At 71.6% G+C, this 20,834-nt stretch carries 19 protein-coding genes and 1 pseudogene; 3 read left to right on the forward strand and 17 right to left on the reverse strand.

All coding sequences use genetic code 11. The features are described from left to right. Positions 1-20 precede the first annotated feature (20 nt). From ACIHFE_RS02950 to ACIHFE_RS02965, 4 genes are all read right to left on the reverse strand, one after another. Entirely contained in the window at positions 21-686 is a 666-nt protein-coding gene (locus ACIHFE_RS02950) for a hypothetical protein (RefSeq protein ID WP_400103917.1), read from the reverse strand. 109 nt (positions 687-795) lie between these two features. Beyond that, on the reverse strand, positions 796-1,020 hold the full coding sequence (locus tag ACIHFE_RS02955) for a DUF397 domain-containing protein (RefSeq protein ID WP_400103919.1): 225 nt from the start codon (positions 1,018-1,020) through the stop codon (positions 796-798). Continuing rightward, on the reverse strand, positions 1,017-1,874 hold the full coding sequence (locus tag ACIHFE_RS02960; protein ID WP_400103922.1) for a helix-turn-helix domain-containing protein: 858 nt from the start codon (positions 1,872-1,874) through the stop codon (positions 1,017-1,019). Before ACIHFE_RS02960 ends, ACIHFE_RS02955 begins: the two co-directional genes overlap by 4 nt. 178 nt (positions 1,875-2,052) lie before the next feature. Further along, positions 2,053-2,415, reverse strand: coding sequence for a MerR family transcriptional regulator (locus ACIHFE_RS02965; protein WP_400103924.1), 363 nt, complete (start codon positions 2,413-2,415; stop codon positions 2,053-2,055). Positions 2,416-2,521: 106 nt separating this feature from the next. On the opposite strand from ACIHFE_RS02965, the gene ACIHFE_RS02970 reads away from it, so the two are divergent. Next, positions 2,522-3,298, forward strand: coding sequence for an amidohydrolase family protein (locus ACIHFE_RS02970; RefSeq protein ID WP_400103926.1), 777 nt, complete (start codon positions 2,522-2,524; stop codon positions 3,296-3,298). Between the two features lie 13 nt (positions 3,299-3,311). Here the strand turns inward: ACIHFE_RS02970 and ACIHFE_RS02975 are convergent, their stop codons facing one another. Next, complete coding sequence (locus tag ACIHFE_RS02975) at positions 3,312-3,689, reverse strand: hypothetical protein (protein ID WP_400103928.1); 378 nt, start codon at positions 3,687-3,689, stop codon at positions 3,312-3,314. Positions 3,690-4,206: 517 nt separating this feature from the next. Here ACIHFE_RS02975 and ACIHFE_RS02980 point away from each other — a divergent pair. After that, positions 4,207-4,602, forward strand: a pseudogene (locus ACIHFE_RS02980) (Uma2 family endonuclease); the annotation flags it as partial. Between the two features lie 127 nt (positions 4,603-4,729). Further along, the gene (locus ACIHFE_RS02985) at positions 4,730-7,738 is read left to right on the forward strand and encodes a bifunctional [glutamine synthetase] adenylyltransferase/[glutamine synthetase]-adenylyl-L-tyrosine phosphorylase (protein WP_400103930.1); all 3,009 of its coding nucleotides are present in this window, start codon (positions 4,730-4,732) and stop codon (positions 7,736-7,738) included. Between the two features lie 12 nt (positions 7,739-7,750). Here the strand turns inward: ACIHFE_RS02985 and ACIHFE_RS02990 are convergent, their stop codons facing one another. From ACIHFE_RS02990 to ACIHFE_RS03045, 12 genes are all read right to left on the reverse strand, one after another. Continuing rightward, positions 7,751-8,620, reverse strand: a complete 870-nt coding sequence (locus tag ACIHFE_RS02990) for a phosphatase PAP2 family protein (RefSeq protein ID WP_400103932.1) — start codon at positions 8,618-8,620, stop codon at positions 7,751-7,753. Between the two features lie 42 nt (positions 8,621-8,662). After that, complete coding sequence (locus ACIHFE_RS02995; protein ID WP_400103934.1) at positions 8,663-9,730, reverse strand: LacI family DNA-binding transcriptional regulator; 1,068 nt, start codon at positions 9,728-9,730, stop codon at positions 8,663-8,665. 25 nt (positions 9,731-9,755) lie between these two features. Continuing rightward, complete coding sequence (locus tag ACIHFE_RS03000; protein WP_400103936.1) at positions 9,756-11,360, reverse strand: glycoside hydrolase family 13 protein; 1,605 nt, start codon at positions 11,358-11,360, stop codon at positions 9,756-9,758. 105 nt (positions 11,361-11,465) lie between these two features. Further along, a complete protein-coding gene (locus ACIHFE_RS03005; protein WP_400103938.1) occupies positions 11,466-12,317 on the reverse strand; it encodes a sugar ABC transporter permease in 852 nt (283 codons plus the stop codon). Beyond that, positions 12,314-13,282: a carbohydrate ABC transporter permease gene (locus tag ACIHFE_RS03010; protein WP_400103940.1), complete on the reverse strand. Its 969-nt coding sequence runs from the start codon at positions 13,280-13,282 to the stop codon at positions 12,314-12,316. The genes ACIHFE_RS03005 and ACIHFE_RS03010 overlap by 4 nt, the downstream gene beginning before the upstream one ends. Positions 13,283-13,289: 7 nt before the next feature. Continuing rightward, on the reverse strand, positions 13,290-14,591 hold the full coding sequence (locus ACIHFE_RS03015) for an extracellular solute-binding protein (protein ID WP_400103942.1): 1,302 nt from the start codon (positions 14,589-14,591) through the stop codon (positions 13,290-13,292). Between the two features lie 129 nt (positions 14,592-14,720). Further along, positions 14,721-15,395 (reverse strand): TetR/AcrR family transcriptional regulator, encoded by a 675-nt coding sequence (locus ACIHFE_RS03020; protein WP_400103944.1) that lies wholly within the window; start codon positions 15,393-15,395, stop codon positions 14,721-14,723. A gap of 76 nt (positions 15,396-15,471) precedes the next feature. Further along, on the reverse strand, positions 15,472-17,364 hold the full coding sequence (locus ACIHFE_RS03025; protein WP_400103946.1) for a hypothetical protein: 1,893 nt from the start codon (positions 17,362-17,364) through the stop codon (positions 15,472-15,474). Positions 17,365-17,454: 90 nt separating this feature from the next. Further along, positions 17,455-18,243: a tyrosine-protein phosphatase gene (locus ACIHFE_RS03030; protein ID WP_400103948.1), complete on the reverse strand. Its 789-nt coding sequence runs from the start codon at positions 18,241-18,243 to the stop codon at positions 17,455-17,457. 149 nt (positions 18,244-18,392) lie between these two features. Further along, the gene (locus ACIHFE_RS03035) at positions 18,393-19,040 is read right to left on the reverse strand and encodes a LuxR C-terminal-related transcriptional regulator (RefSeq protein ID WP_400103950.1); all 648 of its coding nucleotides are present in this window, start codon (positions 19,038-19,040) and stop codon (positions 18,393-18,395) included. Positions 19,041-19,131: 91 nt separating this feature from the next. Further along, complete coding sequence (locus ACIHFE_RS03040) at positions 19,132-19,563, reverse strand: cupin domain-containing protein (protein ID WP_400103952.1); 432 nt, start codon at positions 19,561-19,563, stop codon at positions 19,132-19,134. A gap of 12 nt (positions 19,564-19,575) precedes the next feature. Then, a complete protein-coding gene (locus tag ACIHFE_RS03045) occupies positions 19,576-20,823 on the reverse strand; it encodes a sensor histidine kinase (protein ID WP_400104399.1) in 1,248 nt (415 codons plus the stop codon). Positions 20,824-20,834 lie beyond the last annotated feature (11 nt).

A 20,834-nucleotide genomic window follows, 5' to 3' on the forward strand; every position in this document is an offset into this window, starting at 1 on the left:
GTCCGCCCGGCAGGACCGGTTCAGGCCCCGTCGTCCGTGCCCTCCGGGGTCCCGTTCCACCGCCAGGAGGTCCGGCGCGGCCTGCCGGGCAGTTCGATACGGCCCGTCGCCCAGAGCAGGGCCTGCCAGGCGCCCTCCTCGCCGATGGCCACGTCCCGGAACAGCCGGGCCATCACGCGCCCGCAGATGTCCAGGGGCGGCTCCCAGGCCGCCCCAAGCCCCTTGGCCACGTCATACATATGCACCAGGGCCTCCACGATGCCCATGGCGGTGAAGCCCTCGGGGTCCGAAATCCCATGGCAGTGATGCGCCCGGGTTTCCGGCGACTTGGTGCGCGCCACGGCGGCCAGCAGCCCCGTACACCCCTCAAGGACCTGGATCAGCCCGTCCGGGCCGGCGTCCCGCTCGGCGTGCACCGTCTCCTTGGGGCCGCCGGGGCGCAGCCGGCTCAGCACGGTGGGTACATGGCCGTCCAACGGCGGTGCGGGAGGGGCCAGTTGCAGGGCGTAGCAGAACATGTCGTCGGCGAGGTGCCCGACGGTTTCCCAGCAGTCCCACTCCAGCTCCCCGGCCGGCCGCGACCAGGCACCGGCGGGCGCGGCGCGGCAGACGGCGACTGCCAGGCGAACGACTTCTTCCAGGTCGTCGGGGGTGACGGGGGTACTGGTGAGGCGTGTTGGCGACATGGCGAGAACCTACCAACGAGGGCCGTGAGCGCCAGTCGTTTATCCGTCCGCCGGGCGGCGATGGTGAACTCATGCCACTGGGCCCAACCGCCGGTGGGGAGCCGCCCCTTCAGGGGCACAGGCGATGGGCTGCGCCCGGCAGGGCTTGGGTGAAGGTGGCCCAGGGGGCGGTGGGGAAGGTTAGTTGGGGGCCTTGGGGGTTCTTGGAGTCGCGGACGCGGATGGTGCTTGGGGCGGCGGCGACCTCGACGCACGCGGGGTCGTCAGCCGCGCTGTAGCTGCTCTTTATCCACTCTGGCCCAGAGGCGGTACCGGGCGAGGGCTTGAGCATCATGTCTCTCCTAGCACGTTCTCGATAAAGGCCAGAGACTCTCGTGGCGCGAGAGCCTGCGCCCGGATGATCCCATAGCGTGAGTCCAGGATTTGGAGCTCCTTGTGGTCGGTGATCACACGACTCGTGAGCTGTACCGCGTCCATCCCGACGGCCGTGCCGTCCTTGAGCTTCAGCAGTCGGAACGGGCCATCCAGGCCGGAGTTCTCCTCGCTGCACAGGGGCAGGACTTGCAGGTCTACGTTCCACAACTCTCCGACCTGCAGCAGGTGTTCGAGCTGCCTCCGCATCACCATTCTGCCTCCAACGCGACGGCGTAGCGTAGCCTCGCACTGCACGTAGCTGAAGGTGGGCCGTGCCGCCGAGCCGTCCATGATCTCCTGGCGAGCCATCCGTGCGGCCAAGCGACGCTCCACCTCGCCTTCAGGGAATGAGGGGCGACGGCTGCCGAACACCGCTCGGGCGTACGCCTCGGTCTGTAGGAGCCCGTCGATGACCGAGTTGTTGTATGCCCCTACCTCAACTGCCTCTTGCTCCAGCTTCGCCAGGTCCCGGACCTTCTTCGGGAACCGCGCCTGCGTGAGGTCCTTCTTCATCGCCGCGAGTTTGCCGCCTGCCCCCAACGCTTCGTCGACCCTGTCCAAGAACTCAGGCTGCGCAATGCGCTTACCCTGCTCCACCTTGTAAACCAGCGCCTCGCTATACCCGATCGCCGCCCCCAACTCCGCAGGCCGCAGCCCCGCCGCCTCCCGCCAGAGCCGTAGCTGGCGGCCGACCGCCGCGACCATCACCACCGACTCGTCGTCCGGGTCGAGCTCCCACCCCGGCTCGTCAACACCCTGCTCCGCAGCGCTCATGCGCGTCCACCTCCCAGTGCCCGTCCCCAACGCCGTAGGCCACCGGTACGTCACGGTGGACAGCCAGGACAGCGCGGACCCCCCCTCGGGACAGGTGCCGTACAACAACGGCGCCCGCCGGTGGCAAGCCTAGGGACGCCGCCGCACGCCGGGTGGCGAAAGCCGTGAAGCCGTGGAATCAGCTCCCGCCCACAACTCCCTCGGCGTATGCGATGGCGTCCCGCAACGTCCGCCGCGCACGGGCCAGTTCGTCGGCGCGTTCGTCGAGGAGGGTCAGCTGGGTGCGGAGGGAGTTCACCACGCCGGGGCAGGGGTGCAGGGAGCCATCGCCGAGGGCGCACGGCAGGACCTGCCGGATCACCTTGGTCGGCAGGCCCGCGGCCAGCAGGGCGCGGATGCGGGCGACCGTCTCCTCGGCGGTCTCGTCGTAGTCGCGGTAGCCGTTGGCCCGCCGGGTCGAGGCGAGCAGCCCGGTCCGCTCGTAGTAGCGGAGCTGCCGCTCGCTGGTGCCGGTCCGTTCGGCCAGTTGCCCTATGAGCATGGCTGCTCTCGCTCCCCCGTGAACTCAATGAATTTGACCTTGTCACAGTGTCAGGGTTCGACACTGGTCAGGCAGCCGCATTCCACGTCGCCGCCAGGAGAGACCAATGATCATCGACGCCCACAGCCATGTCCACGACCCCCTGCACACGCACCTCGCGCTGCTGGACGAGGCGGGGGTGGACCGGGCGGTGCTGTTCGCCACCCGTCCGCACCCGGAGCGGGCCCAGGACCTGGCCTCGCTCCGCCGTGAGATGGGCGTACTGGCCGGGGCGCTGGGCGGGGACGCCGATGGCCACCGGGCCGCATGGCGGGAGCTGGACGAGGCGATCGCCGCGCACCCGGACCGGTTCATCGGCTTCCGCTCGGTCCGGCTCGATGTGCCGGCCGAGGAGATCGAGCTGGCGGTGGCACGGGATGTGGCCGGGCGGGGGTTCCGGGGGATCGGTGAGCTGACGCCGCCGCCCGGGCAGGCGGCCGGGATCGAGCCGGTGCTGCGGGCGGCCGCCGACCATGGCGCGCTGCCGGTGGTGGTGCACGGGGCCGCGCCGACCACCGAGGCCGACCTGGCGACCCTGGCCGGGCTGGCCCGCCGCTACCCGTCCGTCCCCCTGGTGATCAGCCAACTCGGCGGCGCGCACTGGCTGTCCGCCATCGAGCTGGCCCGGGAGACCCCGAATGTGTTCCTGGAACTGTCGACGGCCAACATCATCTTCGCGGTGAAGCTGGCGATCCACGAGGTGCCGGAGCGGACGATGTTCGGCTCCGACGCGCCCTACGGCGACCCGGCGCTGGCCCGGATGACCGTGGAACGCGTCACCCGGCCCGGGGAGTTGCGCGACCGGGTCCTGGGCGGGACCTTCGCCGAGTTGCTCGGGCTGTGAGGCACCCCTGCCGTCAGGCCAGCGCCAGAGCCGTCGCGAAGGGGGCCGGGATCAGCGCGGCCGCACCGAGCCAGACGCCCGGGCGGCGGCCGCGCCGCGGCGGGAGGTGCACATCCACGAGGTACACCAGGGCGAGCATCGGCAGCCCGGTCACCGCCAGCAGGAACATCATCACGGGCGCGTGATCGAGCGTGGTGTAGTCGCAGTTGGCTGCCCCGGGCAGGTCCGCCACGCTGCGGCAGTCCATCGGCAGATACTCGGTCAGCAGCCACCAGGCGAGGTAGAGGGGTGGCAAGGCGGGCACGCCGAGGGCGAGGTTGGCCAGGGCGGGGGCCCAGAGCCCGCTCCCCGTCCGCCGGTTGGGCCCGGCTGTGTTGTTCAATTCCGGCATCGCCGCTGTTTCCCTCCCAATTCCCTGCGGCCAGCTTAGGGCTCGTAGCCGTCGGCGGGCTGATCGATGGGATGGGATCCCATGGAACTTTGGGGAGCGCGACGGTACGGAAACCCTTGCCGGGGCTGTGGGTTCGAGGGCCCGCTGCTACAACGACATCGCTCTGGCGGGCGCCTTGTGGTCGCTTCAGCGGGCGGCCGGGGCCTGGGTGGAGTCCGTGTCCGCCGCATTGGACGAGAATGTGGTCCTTGAGTACGCGACGCGCAGCAGCCAGCGGGCCGAGGAAGGAACAGTCCGTGCACACCGCCTCTACCGTGAGCCCGGCAAGTCGCCCGCCGGCCCGGCTGTTGAACGAGAGGAGTGAACGAGCGCTATGGCGATCGCTCCCGACCGCGCCGACCGCGAGGCCCTCCGCCGCAGCCGCTACACGCTGATGCGAGCCGCCGTGGAGCGGGTGCGGGACAGCGTGCCCGGCACGTTGGAGATCACCAAGGAAGGGATCGTTCACGATCTGCGCATGCCGCAGGGGCCCCACGAGCTGACGGCGTATCGCGTCAGCCGCCGCCTGGAGCAGGTCATCCCGGGCGGACTGGTGGCCCATGCCGGGGCGCCCGATGTGGAGAACGCGCGCGAGGGCGTGCTGCGCTGCCCGGATGTCATCGTCATCGCCGAGTCGGACATGGAGGGCCAGGGAACCTTCGACCCGCGCAGCCTCCTCGCCGTCGTCGAGGTGGTGTCCGTCGCCGGCCCGGACAACGACTGGACCGGCAAGGTACGGGACTATGCGCTGCTCGGTGTCCCGGTCTACGCGGTCTTCGACCCGCGCCATGGCGAGGGTGCCGTCTTCTCCCGCGTCCGCCAGGGCCCGTCCGGCCGCCCCCGTTATGCGAGCAGAACGGACTTCGTCCACGGCGAGGACGTCGCCATCGGTGAGTGGCGCATCCACACCGGCGACCTGCCCCGCTACCGCCAGCCCCGGTCCCGGATAGGCTGGTCCCCCGAAGCCCTTGATCGGACATGGTCAGCCTGGAGGCGGCGGAATGACGGTGCCGGGACGCAGGAGCAGTACCTTCACCCGGCTGGTGCGGTACGGGTTCGCCGATCTCACGGCGGCCGAGCGGCTGCTCGGGGCCGAGGGGCTGGGGGCCGTAGGGGACGATCCGGTACTGCTGGAGGCGCTCGGCGCCACCGCCGATCCCGATCTCGCGCTGCGCGGGCTGGTCCGGCTGCTGGATGTGCTGCCGGCGGACGGGCGGCGGGCGCTGGTGGACACCCTGGTGTCGGCCAAGCCGCTGCGGGACCGGCTGCTGGGGGTGCTCGGTGCCTCGGAGGCGCTGGGTGACCACCTGACGCGGCACCCGGGGGACTGGCGGGCGCTGATCGCCTTTGAGCAGAACGATCTGCACCCGGGTACGGCGGACTTCGAACGGGCCCTGGCCGAGGGCGCGGCCCTGGGGCGGGAGCGCGGGCTGGTGCCCAGTGACGCGCTGCGCGCCGCCTACCGGCGCTGTCTGCTGACGATCGCGGCCCGGGATGTCACGGGGACGATCGACATCGCCGAGACCGCCGCGGAGCTGGCCGACCTGGCCACCGCCACCCTGCGCGCGGCGCTGGCGATCGCCGCCGGGGAGCACCCGGATGACGCGGCGGTCTGCCGGCTGGCCGTGATCGGCATGGGCAAGTGCGGGGGCCAGGAGCTCAATTACGTCTCCGATGTGGACGTGATCTTTGTGGCGGAGGCCAACGGGGGCGCGGAGGAGGCGTCGGCGCTGCGGGCCGCCACCCGGCTGGCCTCGCGGATGATGCGGGTGTGTTCGGATGTGACGCCGGAGGGCACCATCTGGCCGGTGGACGCCAACCTCCGCCCGGAGGGGCGCAACGGCCCCCTGGTGCGCACCCTGGCCAGTCACCTCGCCTACTACGAACGCTGGGCCAAGACCTGGGAGTTCCAGGCGCTGCTCAAGGCCCGGCCGGTGGCCGGCGACCAGGAGCTGGGGCGGCGCTATGTGGAGGCCGTGACACCGTTGGTGTGGCAGGCCGCGGAGCGGGAGAACTTTGTGGCGGACGTCCAGCAGATGCGCCGGACGGTGATCGCCTCCATTCCGGTCGCCCATGTGGAGCGGGAGCTCAAGCTGGGGCCGGGCGGGCTGCGCGATGTGGAATTCGCGGTGCAGCTACTGCAGTTGGTGCACGGGCGGAGCGATGCCACCCTGCGCGCGGGCGGCACACTGGCCGCGCTGGCGGCGCTGGCCTCGGGCGGGTATGTGGGGCGGGCGGACGCGGCGGCGCTGGACGCCGCGTACCGGTTCCTGCGCACCATGGAGCACCGGATCCAGCTGCACCGGCTGCGCCGCACCCATCTGATGCCGGAGGCGGCGGACGAACTACGCCGGCTGGGCAGATCGCTGGGGTTCCGTACCGAACCGGTCGCCGAACTGGGCAAGGAGTGGCGGCGGCACGCGCGGGAGGTGCGGCGGCTGCACGAGAAGCTGTTCTACCGGCCGCTGCTGGACGCGGTGGCGCAGCTGGAGCCGGGGGAGATCCGGCTGAGCCCCAAGGCGGCGGGGCAGCGGCTCCAGGCGCTGGGGTACGCGGACCCGGCGGCCGCGCTGCGGCACCTGGAGGCGCTGGCCTCGGGGGTGACGCGGAAGGCGGCCATTCAACGGACCTTGCTGCCGGTGCTGTTGGGGTGGTTCGCGGATTCGGCGGATCCGGACGCGGGGCTGCTCAACTTCCACAAGGTGTCCGACGCACTGGGCAAGACGCCCTGGTATCTGCGGCTGCTGCGGGACGAGGGGGCGGCGGCGGAGAACCTGGCCCGGGTGCTGTCGGCCGGCCGGCTGGCGCCGGACCTGCTGCTGCGGGCGCCGGAGGCGGTGGCGCTGCTGGGCGCCGAGGAGGGGCTGCGGCCCCGGGACCGGCAGGCGCTGGAGCAGGAGACGCTGGCCGCGGTGGGCCGGGCCGGGGACGCGGAGGCCGCCGTGGTCGCGGTGCGCGGGGTGCGCCGGCGGGAGCTGTTCCGTACCTGTGCGGCGGACATCATCGGGGCGTACACCACCGGCAATGGCGAACGGGACTTCGGCGCCCGGGTGGACGCGGTGGGCCAGGCCGTCTCCGATCTCAACGCGGCGGCCATCGCGGGGGCGTTGCGGGCCGCGGTACGGGCCCAGTGGGGCGAGACCCTGCCCACCCGGTTCGCGGTGATCGGAATGGGGCGGTTCGGCGGCCGGGAACAGGGCTATGGATCGGACGCCGATGTGCTGTTCGTCCATGAGCCCAGGGAGGGCGTGGACGAGCAGGAGGCCGCCAAGGCGGCGTTCGCGGTGGCCAATGAGATGCGGCGGCTGCTGCAACTTCCCACCACCGACCCGCCGTTGCTGATCGACGCGGATCTGCGGCCGGAGGGGAAGTCGGGGCCGCTGGTACGGAGCCTGGGGTCGTACGCCGCCTACTACCGGCGCTGGTCGCTGGTGTGGGAGAGCCAGGCGCTGCTGCGGGCCGAACCGGTCGCCGGGAACGAGGAGTTGGGCCGCCGCTTTATGGAGCTGGTCGATCCGCTGCGCTATCCGGCCGGCGGGCCGGGCGAGGACGCGGTGCGCGAGATCCGGCGGCTGAAGGCCCGGATGGAGAGCGAACGGCTGCCGCGCGGGGCCGACCCCACCACCCACACCAAGCTGGGGCGCGGCGGGCTGTCCGATGTGGAGTGGACGGTCCAGCTGTTGCAGCTGCGGCACGGGTGGGAAGTGCCGGGGCTGCGGACCACCCGGACCCGCCGGGCACTGACGGCGGCCTGCGCGGCCGGGCTGATCCCGGCGGACGAGGCCCGGACCCTGGACGAGGCATGGGTACTGGCGACCAGCGTGCGCAACGCGGTGATGCTGGTACGCGGCCGGGCCGGCGACACGTTTCCGGGCGATCCGCGGGAGTTGGCCGCGGTGGGGCGGTATCTCGGGTATGAGCCCGGGCATGTCGGCGACATGCTGGACGACTACCGGCGCGTTACGCGGCGGGCGCGGGGTGTGGTGGAAGAGCGGTTCTATGGGAGGTAGGTCCCCGCGCCCCTAGCGGGGCGCGTTCGCACGGACCGCCACCGGCCGGCTGCTCACCTGCCGGGACAGCCGGAACGGGAAGGCCCCGTACCAGAAGTGGGACAGGGTGAAGCCGAAGGCCAGGCAGAGCAGGCCGCCCACCGCGTCCAGCCAGAAATGGTTGGCGGTGGACACGATCACCAGCAGGGTCAGCGCGGGATAGAGCATCCCCAGCACCCGTACCCACAGCGGCCTGGCCAGGGTGGCGATGGTGATGCCGCACCAGGTGGACCAGCCGATGTGCATGGACGGCATCGCCGCGTACTGGTTGGAGACGTCCGCCAGGTTGCCGGAGGCCATCGATCCCCAGGTGTGGTGCACCGTCACCGTGTCGATAAAGCCCACCCCGTCCATCAGCCGAGGCGGGGCCAGCGGGTACAGGTAGTAACCGATCAGTGCCACACCGGTGGTGGCGAACAGGGCCAGCCGGGCCGCCGCATAGCGGCCGGGATGCCAGCGGTAGAGCCAGACCAGCACGCCGATGGTGAGCACGAAGTGCAGTGTGGCGTAGTAGTAGTTCATCCCCACGATCAGCCAGGTCACCGAGTTCATGGCCTGGTTGACGCTGTGCTCCACGGCGATGTGCAGGGTCCGCTCCGCCTGCCAGATCCAGCCGGCGTTGCGCAGCGCCGCGTCCTGCTGCTCCGGAACGGCGTTGCGCACAAGGGAGTAGACCCAGTAGCTGACCGCGATGAGCAGGATCTCGAACCACAGCCGCGGCCGCCGTGGCGCATGTGGTCTCCGGAGCACGGACCGGCGGGTGGGCGGCCTGTCCGCGTGGTCCTCGCTGGGTGACGGAGCGGCCGTCCGGTCGTGCAGGGTCCTTGCTGTCGCTTCACCCATAGGCCCAGAGTGTGCCAGATGGCGGACGCCCGCAGATTGTCTCTACGTAGGGGCTTGATGGCTTTCGGCCGGATTCGCGGCCGCCGCCGGTACGCCCTTGGGGGCCGAGGCGGTTGAACCGCGAACCACCAATTCGGGGAGGAAGACAAACTCGCCATGGGCGGCGGTCTCGCCGCCCATCTCCTCCAGCAGTGCCCGCACCGCGGCCTGCCCCATGGCCTGCACGGGCTGGCGGATCGTGGTCAGCGGGGGGTCGGTGAAGGCTATGAGGGGCGAGTCGTCGAAGCCCACGACGGAGACGTCCCGGGGGACCTCCAGTCCCCGTCGGCGGGCCTCCCGGATGACCCCCAGCGCCATCATGTCGCTGGCGCAGACCACCGCCGTACAGCCCCGGTCCAGGAGCGCGGCGGCCGCCGCCTGACCACCCTCCAGAGTGAACAGTGAGTGCTCGATCAGTTGCCCCGCGGTCGCTTTGCCCGTATCGAGCTGGTCCTTCATGGCGGCGAGGAAGCCCTCGATCTTGCGCTGCACGGGGACATAGCGCCGGGGGCCGAGGGCCAGGCCGATGCTCCGGTGGCCCAGTGCGGCCAAATGGGTGACGGCCAGGCGCATGGCCGCCCGGTCGTCGGGGGAGACAAAGGGCGCCTTGACCTGGTCGGAGAAGCCGTTGATCAGCACAAAGGGCACGCCCTGGGCACGCAGCCGGGCATAGCGCTGCATATCGGCGGAGGTGTCGGCGTGCAGGCCGGAGACAAAGAGGATCCCGGCCACGCCCCGGTCGACCAGCATCTCGGTGAGCTCGTCCTCGGTGGAGCCGCCCGGGGTCTGGGTGGCGAGGACGGGCGTATAGCCCTGTCTGGTCAGGGCCTGGCCCATCACCTGGGCGAAGGCCGGGAATATGGGGTTCTCCAGCTCGGGGGTGATCAGCCCGACCAGTCCGGCGCTGCGCTGGCGCAGCCGGACCGGCCGTTCGTACCCCAGCACATCCAGCGCGGCCAGCACCAGGTGGCGGGTGGCATCCGCCACCCCCGGCTTGCCGTTGAGGACGCGGCTGACGGTCGCTTCGCTGACACCCGCCTGGGCTGCGATATCGGCTAGCCGGGCGGTCACGGGAGGTGACTGTACCGGTCGCATGTCAGAGTTCCCACCAGACGCAGGAGTCGGCGGGCAGCCGCACCGCGCCGCCGGTGAACTCCAGGGCCGTGCTGGCCAGCACCGGGCGCCCCGGGACGGGCAGTTCGGCCTCGGTGCCGGTGGTGTTGAGGGTGCAGACAAAGCCGGGGCGGGCGAAGGCCAGTACTCCCTCGGGGGCGTCCAGCCAGGTCAGCTCGCCGTCGCCGAGGCCGGGCAGCCGGCGGCGCAGGGCCAGCGCGGAGCGGTAGAGCTCCAGGACCGAGCGCGGGTCGCCGGACTGGGCGGCCACCGACAGCTCGCGCCAGGAGTCGGGCTGGGGCAGCCAACTGCCGCCCGGGCCGAAGCCATAGGGGGCGCTCTCCCCGGACCAGGGCAGCGGGACCCGGCAGCCGTCCCGGGTGCCGTCCTGGCCGTCCCCGCGGAAGAACGCCGGGTCCTGGCGCACCTCGTCCGGCAGGTCGGTGACCTCCGGCAGGCCCAGCTCCTCGCCCTGGTAGACATAGGCGGAGCCGGGCAGCGCCAGCATCAGCAGCGCGGCCGCCCGGGCCCGGCGCTCGCCCCGGTCGCCGCCGCCGTAGCGGGTGGGGTGGCGGACCACATCATGGTTGGACAGCACCCAGGTGGCGGGGGCGCCCACCGAGCCGGTGGCGGCCAGCGACTCCTCGATGACCGCACGCATGGGCGCGGCGCCCCAGTCGCAGGTCAGGAAGTGGAAGTTGAACGCCTGGTGCAGCTCGTCCGGGCGGACATAGCGGGCCAGCCGGTCCGCGTCGGGGGCCCAGGCCTCGGCCACTCCGATGCGCTCGCCGGGGTAGGAGTCCAGCAGCCGGCGCCAGGAGCGGTGGATCTCGTGCACCCCGTCCTGGTCGAAGAACGGCAGCACCTGGGAGCCGATGAGTTTGGCCTGTTCCTTGCGGCCGATGTCGGGCAGTCCGGGGGCCTTGACCATGCCGTGCGCCACATCGATCCGGAAGCCGTCCACCCCCAGGTCCAGCCAGAACCGCAGCACCGAGTCGAACTCCGCCCGCACCTCGGGGTGGTCCCAGTTGAGGTCCGGCTGCTGGGGCGCGAACAGGTGGAGGTACCACTGGCCGTCGGCGGTACGGGTCCAGGCGGGGCCGCCGAAGACCGACTCCCAGTCGTTGGGCGGCAGTTCACCGTTCTCGCCCCGGCCGGGACGGAAGTGGTAGCGGGCCCGCTCGGCCGCGGCGGGGCCGGCCAGCGCCGCCTTGAACCAGGAGTGCTGGTCGGAGGTGTGGTTGGGCACGATGTCCACGATCACCCGCAGGCCCAGCCGGTGTGCCTCGCGGACCAGGTCGTCGGCGTCCGGGAGATCGCCGAACAGCGGGTCCACGGTGCGGTAGTCGGCGACGTCATAGCCGCCGTCGGCCTGCGGGGAGGCGTAGAAGGGGGTCAGCCAGACGGCGTCCACGCCGAGCTCGGCGAGGTAGGGCAGCCGTTGCCGGATGCCAGGCAGGTCGCCGACGCCGTCGCCGTCGCTGTCCGCGAAGGACCGGACGTAGATCTGGTAGATGACGGCGTCGCGCCACCAGGCGCTGCCCGCGGGGGTGCTGGTGATGGAGGGCGCTGTTGCCGGGTGGGTCACGGGGCTCCTGTTCGTGGATGCTTGGGGTTTCGGCGCCGGGTGCGGCCCGGTGGCGGGTTGTGCCCACCCGTTCCGCCCTGCGGAACGACTGCCCACAACCCGATGTCAGCCCTTGGTGCCGCCGGCTGTCAGGCCGGCTACCAGATGCCGTTGTGCGATGAAGAAGACGATCCCGGCGGGGACGGTGATCAGGACCGCCGCGGCGGTCATCAGACCCCACTCCGCCTTCTGCTGGCCGACAAAGGTCTGCAGGCCCACGGCCAGCGTGTAGTGCTTCTCGCTGCTCATGAACTGGCTGGCGAAGGCGACTTCGCCCCAGGCGGTGATGAAGGAGTAGAAGCCGGTGACCGCCAGGCCCGGCCGGGCCAGCGGCAGGACCAGCCGCCAGAAGGTGCCGAAGGGGGAGAGCCCGTCGACCCGGCCCGCCTCGTCGATCTCGGCGGGTATGGAGTCGAAGTAGCCCTTGAGCATCCAGGCGCAGAACGGGACCGAGGTCGAGCAGTAGGTGAGGATCAACCCGGTGTAGCTGTCCAGGAGTCGCAGCTGTCCCAGGATGTTGTAGAGCGGCACGATCAGCACCGCGATCGGGAACATCTGCACCACCAGGAAGATCCACATCAGCGGCCGGTGGCCGGGGAAGCGCATCCGGGACACGGCGTAGCCGGCGGTGGCCGCGATCAGCACGCCCACCACTGTGGCGCCCAGCGCCACCACCACCGAGTTGCCGAACCAGGTGAGGAACTCGGTCTGGCCCAGGATATGGCGGTAGTTGGCGAGGCTGAAGCCGGTCAGCCGGGTGGGCTGCTGCCAGCCGTCGCGGCCGCGCAGCGAGACAAAGAGGATGAACAGCACCGGGAAGACGGAGATGGCCGAGGCGGCGATCAGGGTGGTGTGCAGGGCCACCGAGGCGCCCCGGGACCGCTCCCCGCGAGGGCGTGCGTTCGGGCGTGCGGTCATCGGGTGGCCTCCTGACGGGCCAGCGTCCGGCGGTAGAAGACCGCGAACACCAGCAGCAGGGAGAGGATCAGAATGCCGTAGGTCGCCGAGCCCGCGTAGTCGCGGATGCCCTGGAAGGCGAGCCGGTAGGCGTAGGTCACCAGGATCTCGCTGTCCGAGTCCGCGCCCGCGCCGATCAGCAGGAAGATCACCTGGAACATATTGAACGTCCAGATGGTGCCCAGCAGGATCACCGTGCCGCTCACCGGCCGCAGCCCGGGCAGGGTCACATGGCGGAACCGCTGCCAGGACGAGGCCCCGTCCATCTCGGCTGCCTCGTGCAACTCGGCCGGAATCGCCTGGAGTCCGCCCAGGATGGCCACCATCATGAAGGGCACGCCCAGCCAGACATTCACCGCCACCGCCGACATCTTCTGCAGGGTGGAGTCCCCCAGCCAGTCCACCGTGCCCACGCCCAGCTTGGCCAGCAGGGTGTTGAACACGCCGTACTTCTCGTTGAACATCAGCCGCCAGGAGAAGGTGGCCACAAAGGCGGGCACCGCCCAGGGCAGGATCAGCAGCACCCGGTACAGCGCGCGGAAGCGCACCTTGCGGTTGAGCAGCAGGGCCAGCCCCAGACCGAGGGCGTAGTGGAGGAGCACACAGGACGCGGTCCACAGCACCGTCCAGCCCAGCCGCCCGTAGAAGTGGCCCTCCTGGCCGGAGAGCACCCGCCAGTAGTTGTCCAGTCCCACGAACTTGTAGGTGGACGGGATGTGGTTGACGCCGATGGTGCGGCCGACATTGGCCTCATTGGCGTCGGTGAAGGACAGATAGATGCCCCGGCCCAGCGGGTAGCCGACCAGGACGGCCAGGACCAGGACCACCGGCAGGACCATGGCCCAGGCGTACCAGTGGGTGTCGAAGGAGCGCCTGGCCCGGCGGAACAGGCCGGGGCGCGCGGTGGTTTCGGCGACGGTGGTCATCTGCTGGCTACTCCTGGACCGAGTAGTCCTTGAGCAGCGTGGACTTCCACGCCTTGGCGGTGGCGTCCAGCCCGTCCTTGGGCTCCTCGCGCAGCGTCAGGATCTGGGTCCAGTGCTTGAGCCAGTCGGTGAACAGGTCGCCGCCCTGGGCCAGTTGGGGACGCAGGTGGGCCTTGTCCAGCGCATCGCGGAAGGACTTGCGGACCGGGTCGGCGAGAACCTGGGCGCTGTAGGCGGACTTGCGGGTGGGCAGCACTCCAATGGCGTTGGAGGCCGCCTCCTCCTGGGCGGTGTCGGTCATAAAGCGGACGAAGAGGTAGGTGGCGTCGAAGTTCTTCGACCCGGCGTAGACCACCAGGTTGTGGCCGCCCACCGGCGCACCCGCGGTGCCGGTGGAACCGGCCGGGACCGGGGCGATGCCCAGGTTGCCGCGCTGCTTGAAGGCGTCCCCGCCGAAGAGCTCCTTGGTCGCCCAGGGGCCGTCGATCAGCATCGACAGCTTGCCGTTCTTGAAGTCGGTCTTGAGGGTGTTGTAGCCGTCGGTGCCGGCGGGCTTGGGCGCGGCACCGGACTTGATCAGGTCGACGGCGGTTTCGACGCCCTTGCGGGAGGCGGCGTCGGCGAGGGTGATCTGCTTCTTGTCCACGTCCACCATGTCGCTGTTCTCCCCGTAGAGGAAGGGCAGCGAGTAGTAGGCGTCCGGGTTGAGCCCCAGGCCGTCGGCGCCGGTCTTGTCCTTGATCTTCTTGGCGACGTCCTTGACCTCCTGCCAGGTGGCCGGGGGCTTGTCGACGCCGGCCTTGGCGAACAGGTCCTTGTTCCACAACAGGCCCAGGGTGTCGGTGACCTGGGGGACGCCATAGGTCTTGCCCTGGAAGGCGGCGTTCTTCAGCGGGCCGGGCAGGAAGTCATCGGTCCTGTCCAGCGCCGGGGTGCCGGTGAGGTCCTTGAGATAGCCGAGCTGGGCGAAGCCCGGCGTCCAGCCGACATCGGCACGCAGTACGTCCGGGGCGCCCTGGCCGGTGGCGGCGGCCGTCTTGAACTTCTGCTGGGCCTGGTCGAAGGGGACGTTGACGTAATCCACCTTGATCTTGGGGTACTTGGCCTCGAAGTCCTTGACCAGCTTCTTGAAGGCGGGTGCCTCATTGGTGGCGTCCGAGGTGTCCCACCAGGTGACGGTGCCGGTGACACTGCCCGGGTCGCTCGCCGCCTTGGCGCCGTCACTGCCGCCGCCCCCGTCACCCCCACAGGCGGTAGCGGTCAGGGCCAGCACACCGACGACGGCGGCGACCGATATGCCTCTTCGCATACGGATCTCCTCTTCACGAAGGCCGTCCTGGTGGGGCGGGCGGCCCGGGCTGAGGAGGAAGTTAACAGTCTGAAATCTCTTGCGAAAGGGTTTGCAAGAAACTTTCGGGACCCGTTGGCGGGACCGGTGTCAGCCGATGGCGAGGGGTGCCAGCCGGGCGGCCAGCCGGCCGAAGGGGGTGTCTTGGGGCTCCTTGGCCAGCAGATCACGCAGCAGCGCGGCCATGCCGTCGTCATGCGCCGCGCTCACCGCCGTCAGCGCGGCAAAGCCCTGCACCAGCTGCAACTCCAGTTCCTGGCGCGGGATATGGCGTCCATCCAGCCAGAGCAGGGCGGTGGTCTCCAGCTGGGAGAGCCAGGACCGCAGCGCCACCTCCAGCCGGGCGCTGGGTGCCGGGATCTCCAGCCGGTCCAGCAGCCGCCGGTACGCGGTGTGCCGCACCTCCTCCAGCAGGCGCTCCGCCGCGGTGGCCCGGCGCAGCGCGGACAGCCCGGCGCCATGCGCCTCCGCGAAGTCGAAGAAGCGGCTGGTCAGCAGGGACAGCCGTTCGCCCGGCGTCCCTTCGCAGGGTTCGGCGAACAGCGCGGTCAGCTCGTCCGCCGCCCGGCGCAGCGCCGCCTGGTACAGGTCCGGCTTCCCGGCGAAGTAGTGATAGACCAGCGGCCGGGATATCCCGGCCGCGGTGGCGATGTCATCGATGGAGACGGACTCGGGGGAGCGGCGGCCGAACAGCTCCAGTGCCACCGCGATCAGTTGCTCACGGCGCTGCTCGACACCCATCCTGCGGCGGGCCCCGGTCGTCATGGGGGCATCCTAGACTCCGGACCTCAGCGGCCTTTGCCGGGGCGGGACTTGGGGCGGGACCCGGGGCGGCCGGGGCTCACTTGAGGGTGGCGAGTCTGCGTCCGCCGGGCAGCCGGGCGCCGAGCTGCACATGGGCGCCCGCCGACGCGGGCAGCGCCATCACGGGGCCCTGCACGGCGCCATGCGCGCCACCGGTGGCGGTGATGGTGGTGACATCCTCACTGCCGGCGCCCAGCGCGAACCACTTGCCCGCCGGGGACTTCCACAGCGCCCCGGCCAGCACATGCGGGTCATGGGCGCCGCAGGCGGGGGAGTCGGAGGCATGCGCCACCATCGCGGCGGGCGTTCCCGGGCGGAGGTCCGGCGCCTGGAACTGGGCCAGCACCCGGCTGCCCGCTCCGCGCCAGGTCTCGCCCCGGGTGCAGTACCACTGCGCCTCGCCCGCCGGGCCGGGCAACTGCTGGCCGGCGTACGGCCAGATGTTGACCGAGCGCATCCCCTGGGAGCGCATGGTCTGCAGATGGCAGGCGGTATGTGCCCAAGCGGCCCGTGCCGCAGGGGAGTTGACATCATGGACGGCGGTGGGGGTGCCGGTGGTGAGCCGGGCCGGGACCAGCTCGCCCAGGTCGGTCACCAGCCGGCTGCCCAGCTGGAGGGCGGGCCAGCTGTGGCAGGTGCCGGCCGCGGCGGGGCTGGGCACCGGGTCGGTGATGCCATCGGGGCCCTGGTGCAGCGGCTGCGCCTCGCCGGTGGGGTTGAGCAGATCGCGGGTGGCGGCCGAGGGCACCCAAGGGGCGGTCAGGAAACGGACGTTGCCATCGGTGCGGCTGACCACCACGGCGCCGGCGGTGTCGGCGTCCGCGGCGTCGGTACGGGCGAAGTCCAGCGCGGCGGCGGAGGTGTCGCCGCTCCTGGCCTCGGCATAGCGCACCACGCGCAGCCCGTCGTGGAACAGCACGATCACCGCCGAGTCCACCTCGCCCGCGTAGAGCAGCTGCGGGGGGCCGGCGGCCGGGCCGGAGGGGGTGCCGGGGGTGGCGGTGACCTGGACCCGGCTGCCCGGGTTGGCCCAGACGGCCAGCGCCCGGCGCAGCAGCCCCTGGTCGTCCGACCGGCTGCCCCGGGCGGGCCAGCTGGCGAAGCCGGGGCGGTCGGCATGGCTCCAGGCGGTGGCGGACGCACGGGTCAACTCGCCGGGATCCAGGGCCTGTTGGATGGCGGCATTACGGGCGTAGGGCGGTGCGGCGGCGCCGCCGGGACCCCAGCCGTCGCCGGGCAGGGCGATCAGCACCCCGCAGACGGCCACTGCGGCCACCGCCGCCGCGATCGCCCGGCTGTGCTGGCGGCGGCGCATCAGATCGGTGGGCCGGGCCTGGAGGGTGCAGGCGTCGAACTCCACCGACTCCAGCAGGCAGGCGTCCCGGCTGCCCGGCGGGGTGCGCACGCCCTGGGCCTCGGCCAGCGCCGCGCCGGGATCGTCCACCCCGGCGGCGGCCAGCAGCTGCCGCACCTCGCGGTCGGTGGGCACCTCCAGGGCGCGCAGTACAAAGGCCGCGCGGGCGGGCGCGGAAAGGGTGGACAGCGCCTGGTCCAGGGCGAGTTCATCGGCCCCGCCGGAGCGCGGGAACAATCGCAGGCCCCACACCTGGGGCAGCACCGACGGCAGCTGCCTGGGCGGCTGCCAGCGCCGGCGGGGACGGGCGGCCGCCAGCGCCGCCTTGAGCACCCGCTGGCGGACATAGGTGTAACCGGGGTCGTCGGGGTCGCGGGGGGAGGGGACGACGGGCTGCTCGGGGGCGTCCACCTGGTTGCGCGGCAGGGCGCGCTGCACCAGGGCGTGGGCGGTGAGCACCCGGCGATTGCGGCCCAGGGTCGGCGGCAGGACGAGATACCCGAGACGGACCAGGCGCGGGTAGTGCTCGATCAGCGCGGCCTCGGCCTGCTCGACATCGACGAGGGAAAGGGACACGTCCGTAGAACGAGTGAATGGTGGGATGGTCACCTCACCCCTGGGGGCGAGGGATCAGGTCATGACCCGGGCCAGGGGTCATGCCTCGGCTCAGGCCACGCAGCGGGCCCGGATGCGGTCCACCGCCGCGCCCCGCAGGCCCAGGCCCAGGCGGACATAGCCCTCCACCGAGCCGTAGTGGTGCCGCATCTCCTCCAGGGCCGAGGCCAGGTAGGCGGGCCGCACCCCGAAGACCGCGTCCGCGATGGCCGGGTCGCCGCCGGCCGCCAGGAAGCGGTCCAGCAGCGGAGCGAAGGCGAGCCTTACCGCGGGCACGACCGCCAGGTACTCCCGCTCCGCGGTGGCCTCGTCCGCGCCCAGCAACAGCAGCAGCACGGTGGCCGCCCAGCCGGTGCGGTCCTTGCCCGCCGTGCAGTGGAACAGCACCGGGCCGCAGTCCGGCTCGGCGAGGGCGGACAGCAGCAGGCCGTACGCCCGGCAGGCGGCCTCGGAGGTGACAAAGGCGCGGTAGGACTCGCACATCAGCTTCTCCGCCTTGCCGCCGCCCAGGTGCTCCTCGGCCGCGAGGGGGCTGCCCAGCACCGAGGCCAGGGTCGGCGGCACCGCCTCGCCCGCGACGCCGTCCGGCAGGACATCGGCGACGATCAGCCGGGCCCCGGCCGGCAGCCGGTCCGGCCGCTCCCGCCGCTCGTGCTCGGTGCGCAGATCGACCACGGTGCGGATGCCCAGCGCCGCCACGGCCGGGTCGGCCGCCGTGTCCAGCCGGTCCAGCGCCCCGGAACGCAACAGCAGGCCGGGCCGTACGGCGGAATTGCCGCGCAGCGCGACACCGCCGAGGTCGCGGAGGTTGCTGATGGTTGAGGCCTCGAACTGCGGCATGAGCGCATCTCCCTTGCCGGGCGCTTTTTATGGTTTTTCTATGGTTTTGTTCCGCTTTTCAGTTTTATTGTGGCGAAGGCTAGCGGAACCCGCGACCAGGAAGCACCGGGGCCCCGTTCAGCCCGGGTTCGGCCCCGGCCGGCCACCGGTCAGCCCCGGTCCAGATAGGCCAGCACCGCCAGCACCCGGCGGTTGTCGTCATCGGAGGGCTCCAGGCCGAGCTTGGCGAAGATATTCGAGGTGTGCTTGGCCACCGCCCGTTCGGTGACCACCAGTTGGGCGGCGATGGCGGTGTTGGAACGGCCCTGGGCCATCAGCTCGATCACCTCGCGCTCGCGCGGCGTCAGCCGGGCCATCGGGGCGTCCTGTGAACGGCGGGTCAGCAGCTGGGAGATGACCTGCGGATCCATGGCCGTGCCACCGGCGGCCACCCGCCGCACCGCGTCGATGAACTGCTCGGCGTCGAAGACCCGGTCCTTGAGCAGATAGCCCACCCCGCCGCTGCCGTCGGCCAGCAACTCCTGGGCGTAGAGCTGCTCCACATGCTGGGAGAGCACCAGCACCGGCAGGCCGGGGACGGCGCGGCGGGCGGCCAGGGCGCACTGCAGGCCCTCGTCGGTGAAGGAGGGCGGCAGCCGGACGTCCACCACGGCCACATCCGGGCGCAGTTCGGCCAGCGCCCGGCTGAGCTCCGGACCGCTCTCCACCGCGGCGGCTATCTCGAAGTCGTACGCCTCCAGCAGGCGCACGAGTCCGTCGCGCAACAGGAAAAGGTCTTCGGCAAGGACTACGCGCACAGGGGGCTCCGGGCTGGAAGGGACGGTCGCCCCATCGTCCCCTATCAGCCGCCCGCTATCGGTCGTCGGCTACGGCCTTCGGCTACGGCCGTCAGCGTTCGTCGAGTTCGAAGTCCTCGAAGTGGAAGCCGGGGGCGACCACACAGGTCACCAACACCGGCTCGCCGCCCGCCGGTTCCGCCGCCTGCCAGGTCCCGCCGGGGATGACGAACTGGGGGCGCTCCCCCTGCTCCACCCCCGGCCCCAGGGTGATCTCGACGGGGTCGCCGGGGCGGTCCCCGTCGCCCCCCAGCCGCAGACGCAGCGGGCCGCCCCGGTGCCACAGCCACACCTCGTCGGAGCGGACCCGGTGCCAGCGGGAGGACTCCCCGGGGTGCAGCAGGAAATAGATGCCGGTCGCATAGGCCCGGCCGCCCGGATAGCCCTCGGGATCGGCGGTGGCGGCGGTGCGCCAGCTCTCGCGGAACCATCCGCCCTCGACATGCGGCTGGAGGCCGAGCAGGGTGACGAGTTCTGAGGTCATGCAACCACTGTGTCAGGTGCGGGCGGTGAGTGTGCAGGGGATCTCGATGGTGGCCATGGTCGGGCCGCCCGGCGGGCTGCTGATGGCCAGGACACCGTCGAAGGCGCCCAGGCGGCGTTCCACCCCGACCAGCCCGGTGCCCGCCTTGATGTCCGCGCCGCCGTGCCCGTTGTCGGTGACGGTGACGCGCAGCATGCCGTCCGCATGCGTGGCTTCCAGCCAGAGCCGCTCCGCGCCGGAGTGCTTGACGGCATTGGCGAGCAGCTCGCTGACCGCGAAGTAGGCGGCGGCCTCCACCGGTTCGGCGGGGCGTCCCGGCAACTGGACATCCACCTCGGCCGGCAGTGGCAGGCGCAGCGCCAGCGCCCGTACCGCGTCGCCGAAGCCGCGTTCGGCCAGCACCGGCGGGTGGATGCCGCGCACCAGGTCGCGCAGTTCGCTGAGGGCCTCGGCGGAGGTGGCCCGGGCGGCGGTCAGCAGCTGCCGAGCCTTGGCCGGGTCCTTTTCGATCAGCGCCTCCACGGTGCCCAGGCTCATGCCCACGGCCACCAGCCGGGCCTGGGCGCCGTCGTGCAAGTCGCGCTCGATGCGGCGCAGTTCGGCGGCCGAGGTGTCCACCGCGTCATGCCGGGTCTCGGTCAGCCGCTCCACCCGCTGGGCCAGTGCCCGCTCCGGGGTGGGGGCGAGCAGCCACTTGGCGAGCCGGAAGTCGGCCCGCAGCAGGGCGGGGTTGACGAAGATGCCGAGGACGCCGAGCGAAACACCCAGCGCTGCCGCGAAGTTGGCGCTGGTCTGGCCGGTGACATGGACGAACAGGAACCAGTTGTTGCCGCCGTGGTCCACGATCGGCTTCCAGACGCCCAGGGCCAGCACCGGCCCCCAGAGGGTGTAGAGGAAGCCGGTCACGCTGAGCACGGCCAGCAGATAGCCGGCGGTCATGTCCACCAGCAGCCATTGCAGGTCGCGCCAGGTGGCCTTGTCCCTGAGCAGGGCCCAGCACAGCTCCGCCTGGTGCGCAACCCAACTCCCGCGCCGGGCCGGCAGCGGCAGGTAGGGGGAGGGGATGTCTACCCCCGACCACGCCCTGGCCTGGGCCCGGCGCTGCCCGGCGAAGGCGCGTACCGCCCTGAGCGCGACCGGGGTGGCCAGGATGCCGATCCCCACCGGGATCAGGGAGATGGCCACCACGGCGAAGGTGTACACGAGGATCGCCCCGATCTCACCGTAGACCGACAGCCACAGGCCGCGTGCGGCGGCCATACCCGCCTCAC

Origin of the sequence: Streptomyces sp. NPDC052396, assembly GCF_044593195.1 — a bacterium.
Classification (GTDB): Bacteria; Actinomycetota; Actinomycetes; order Streptomycetales; family Streptomycetaceae; genus Streptomyces.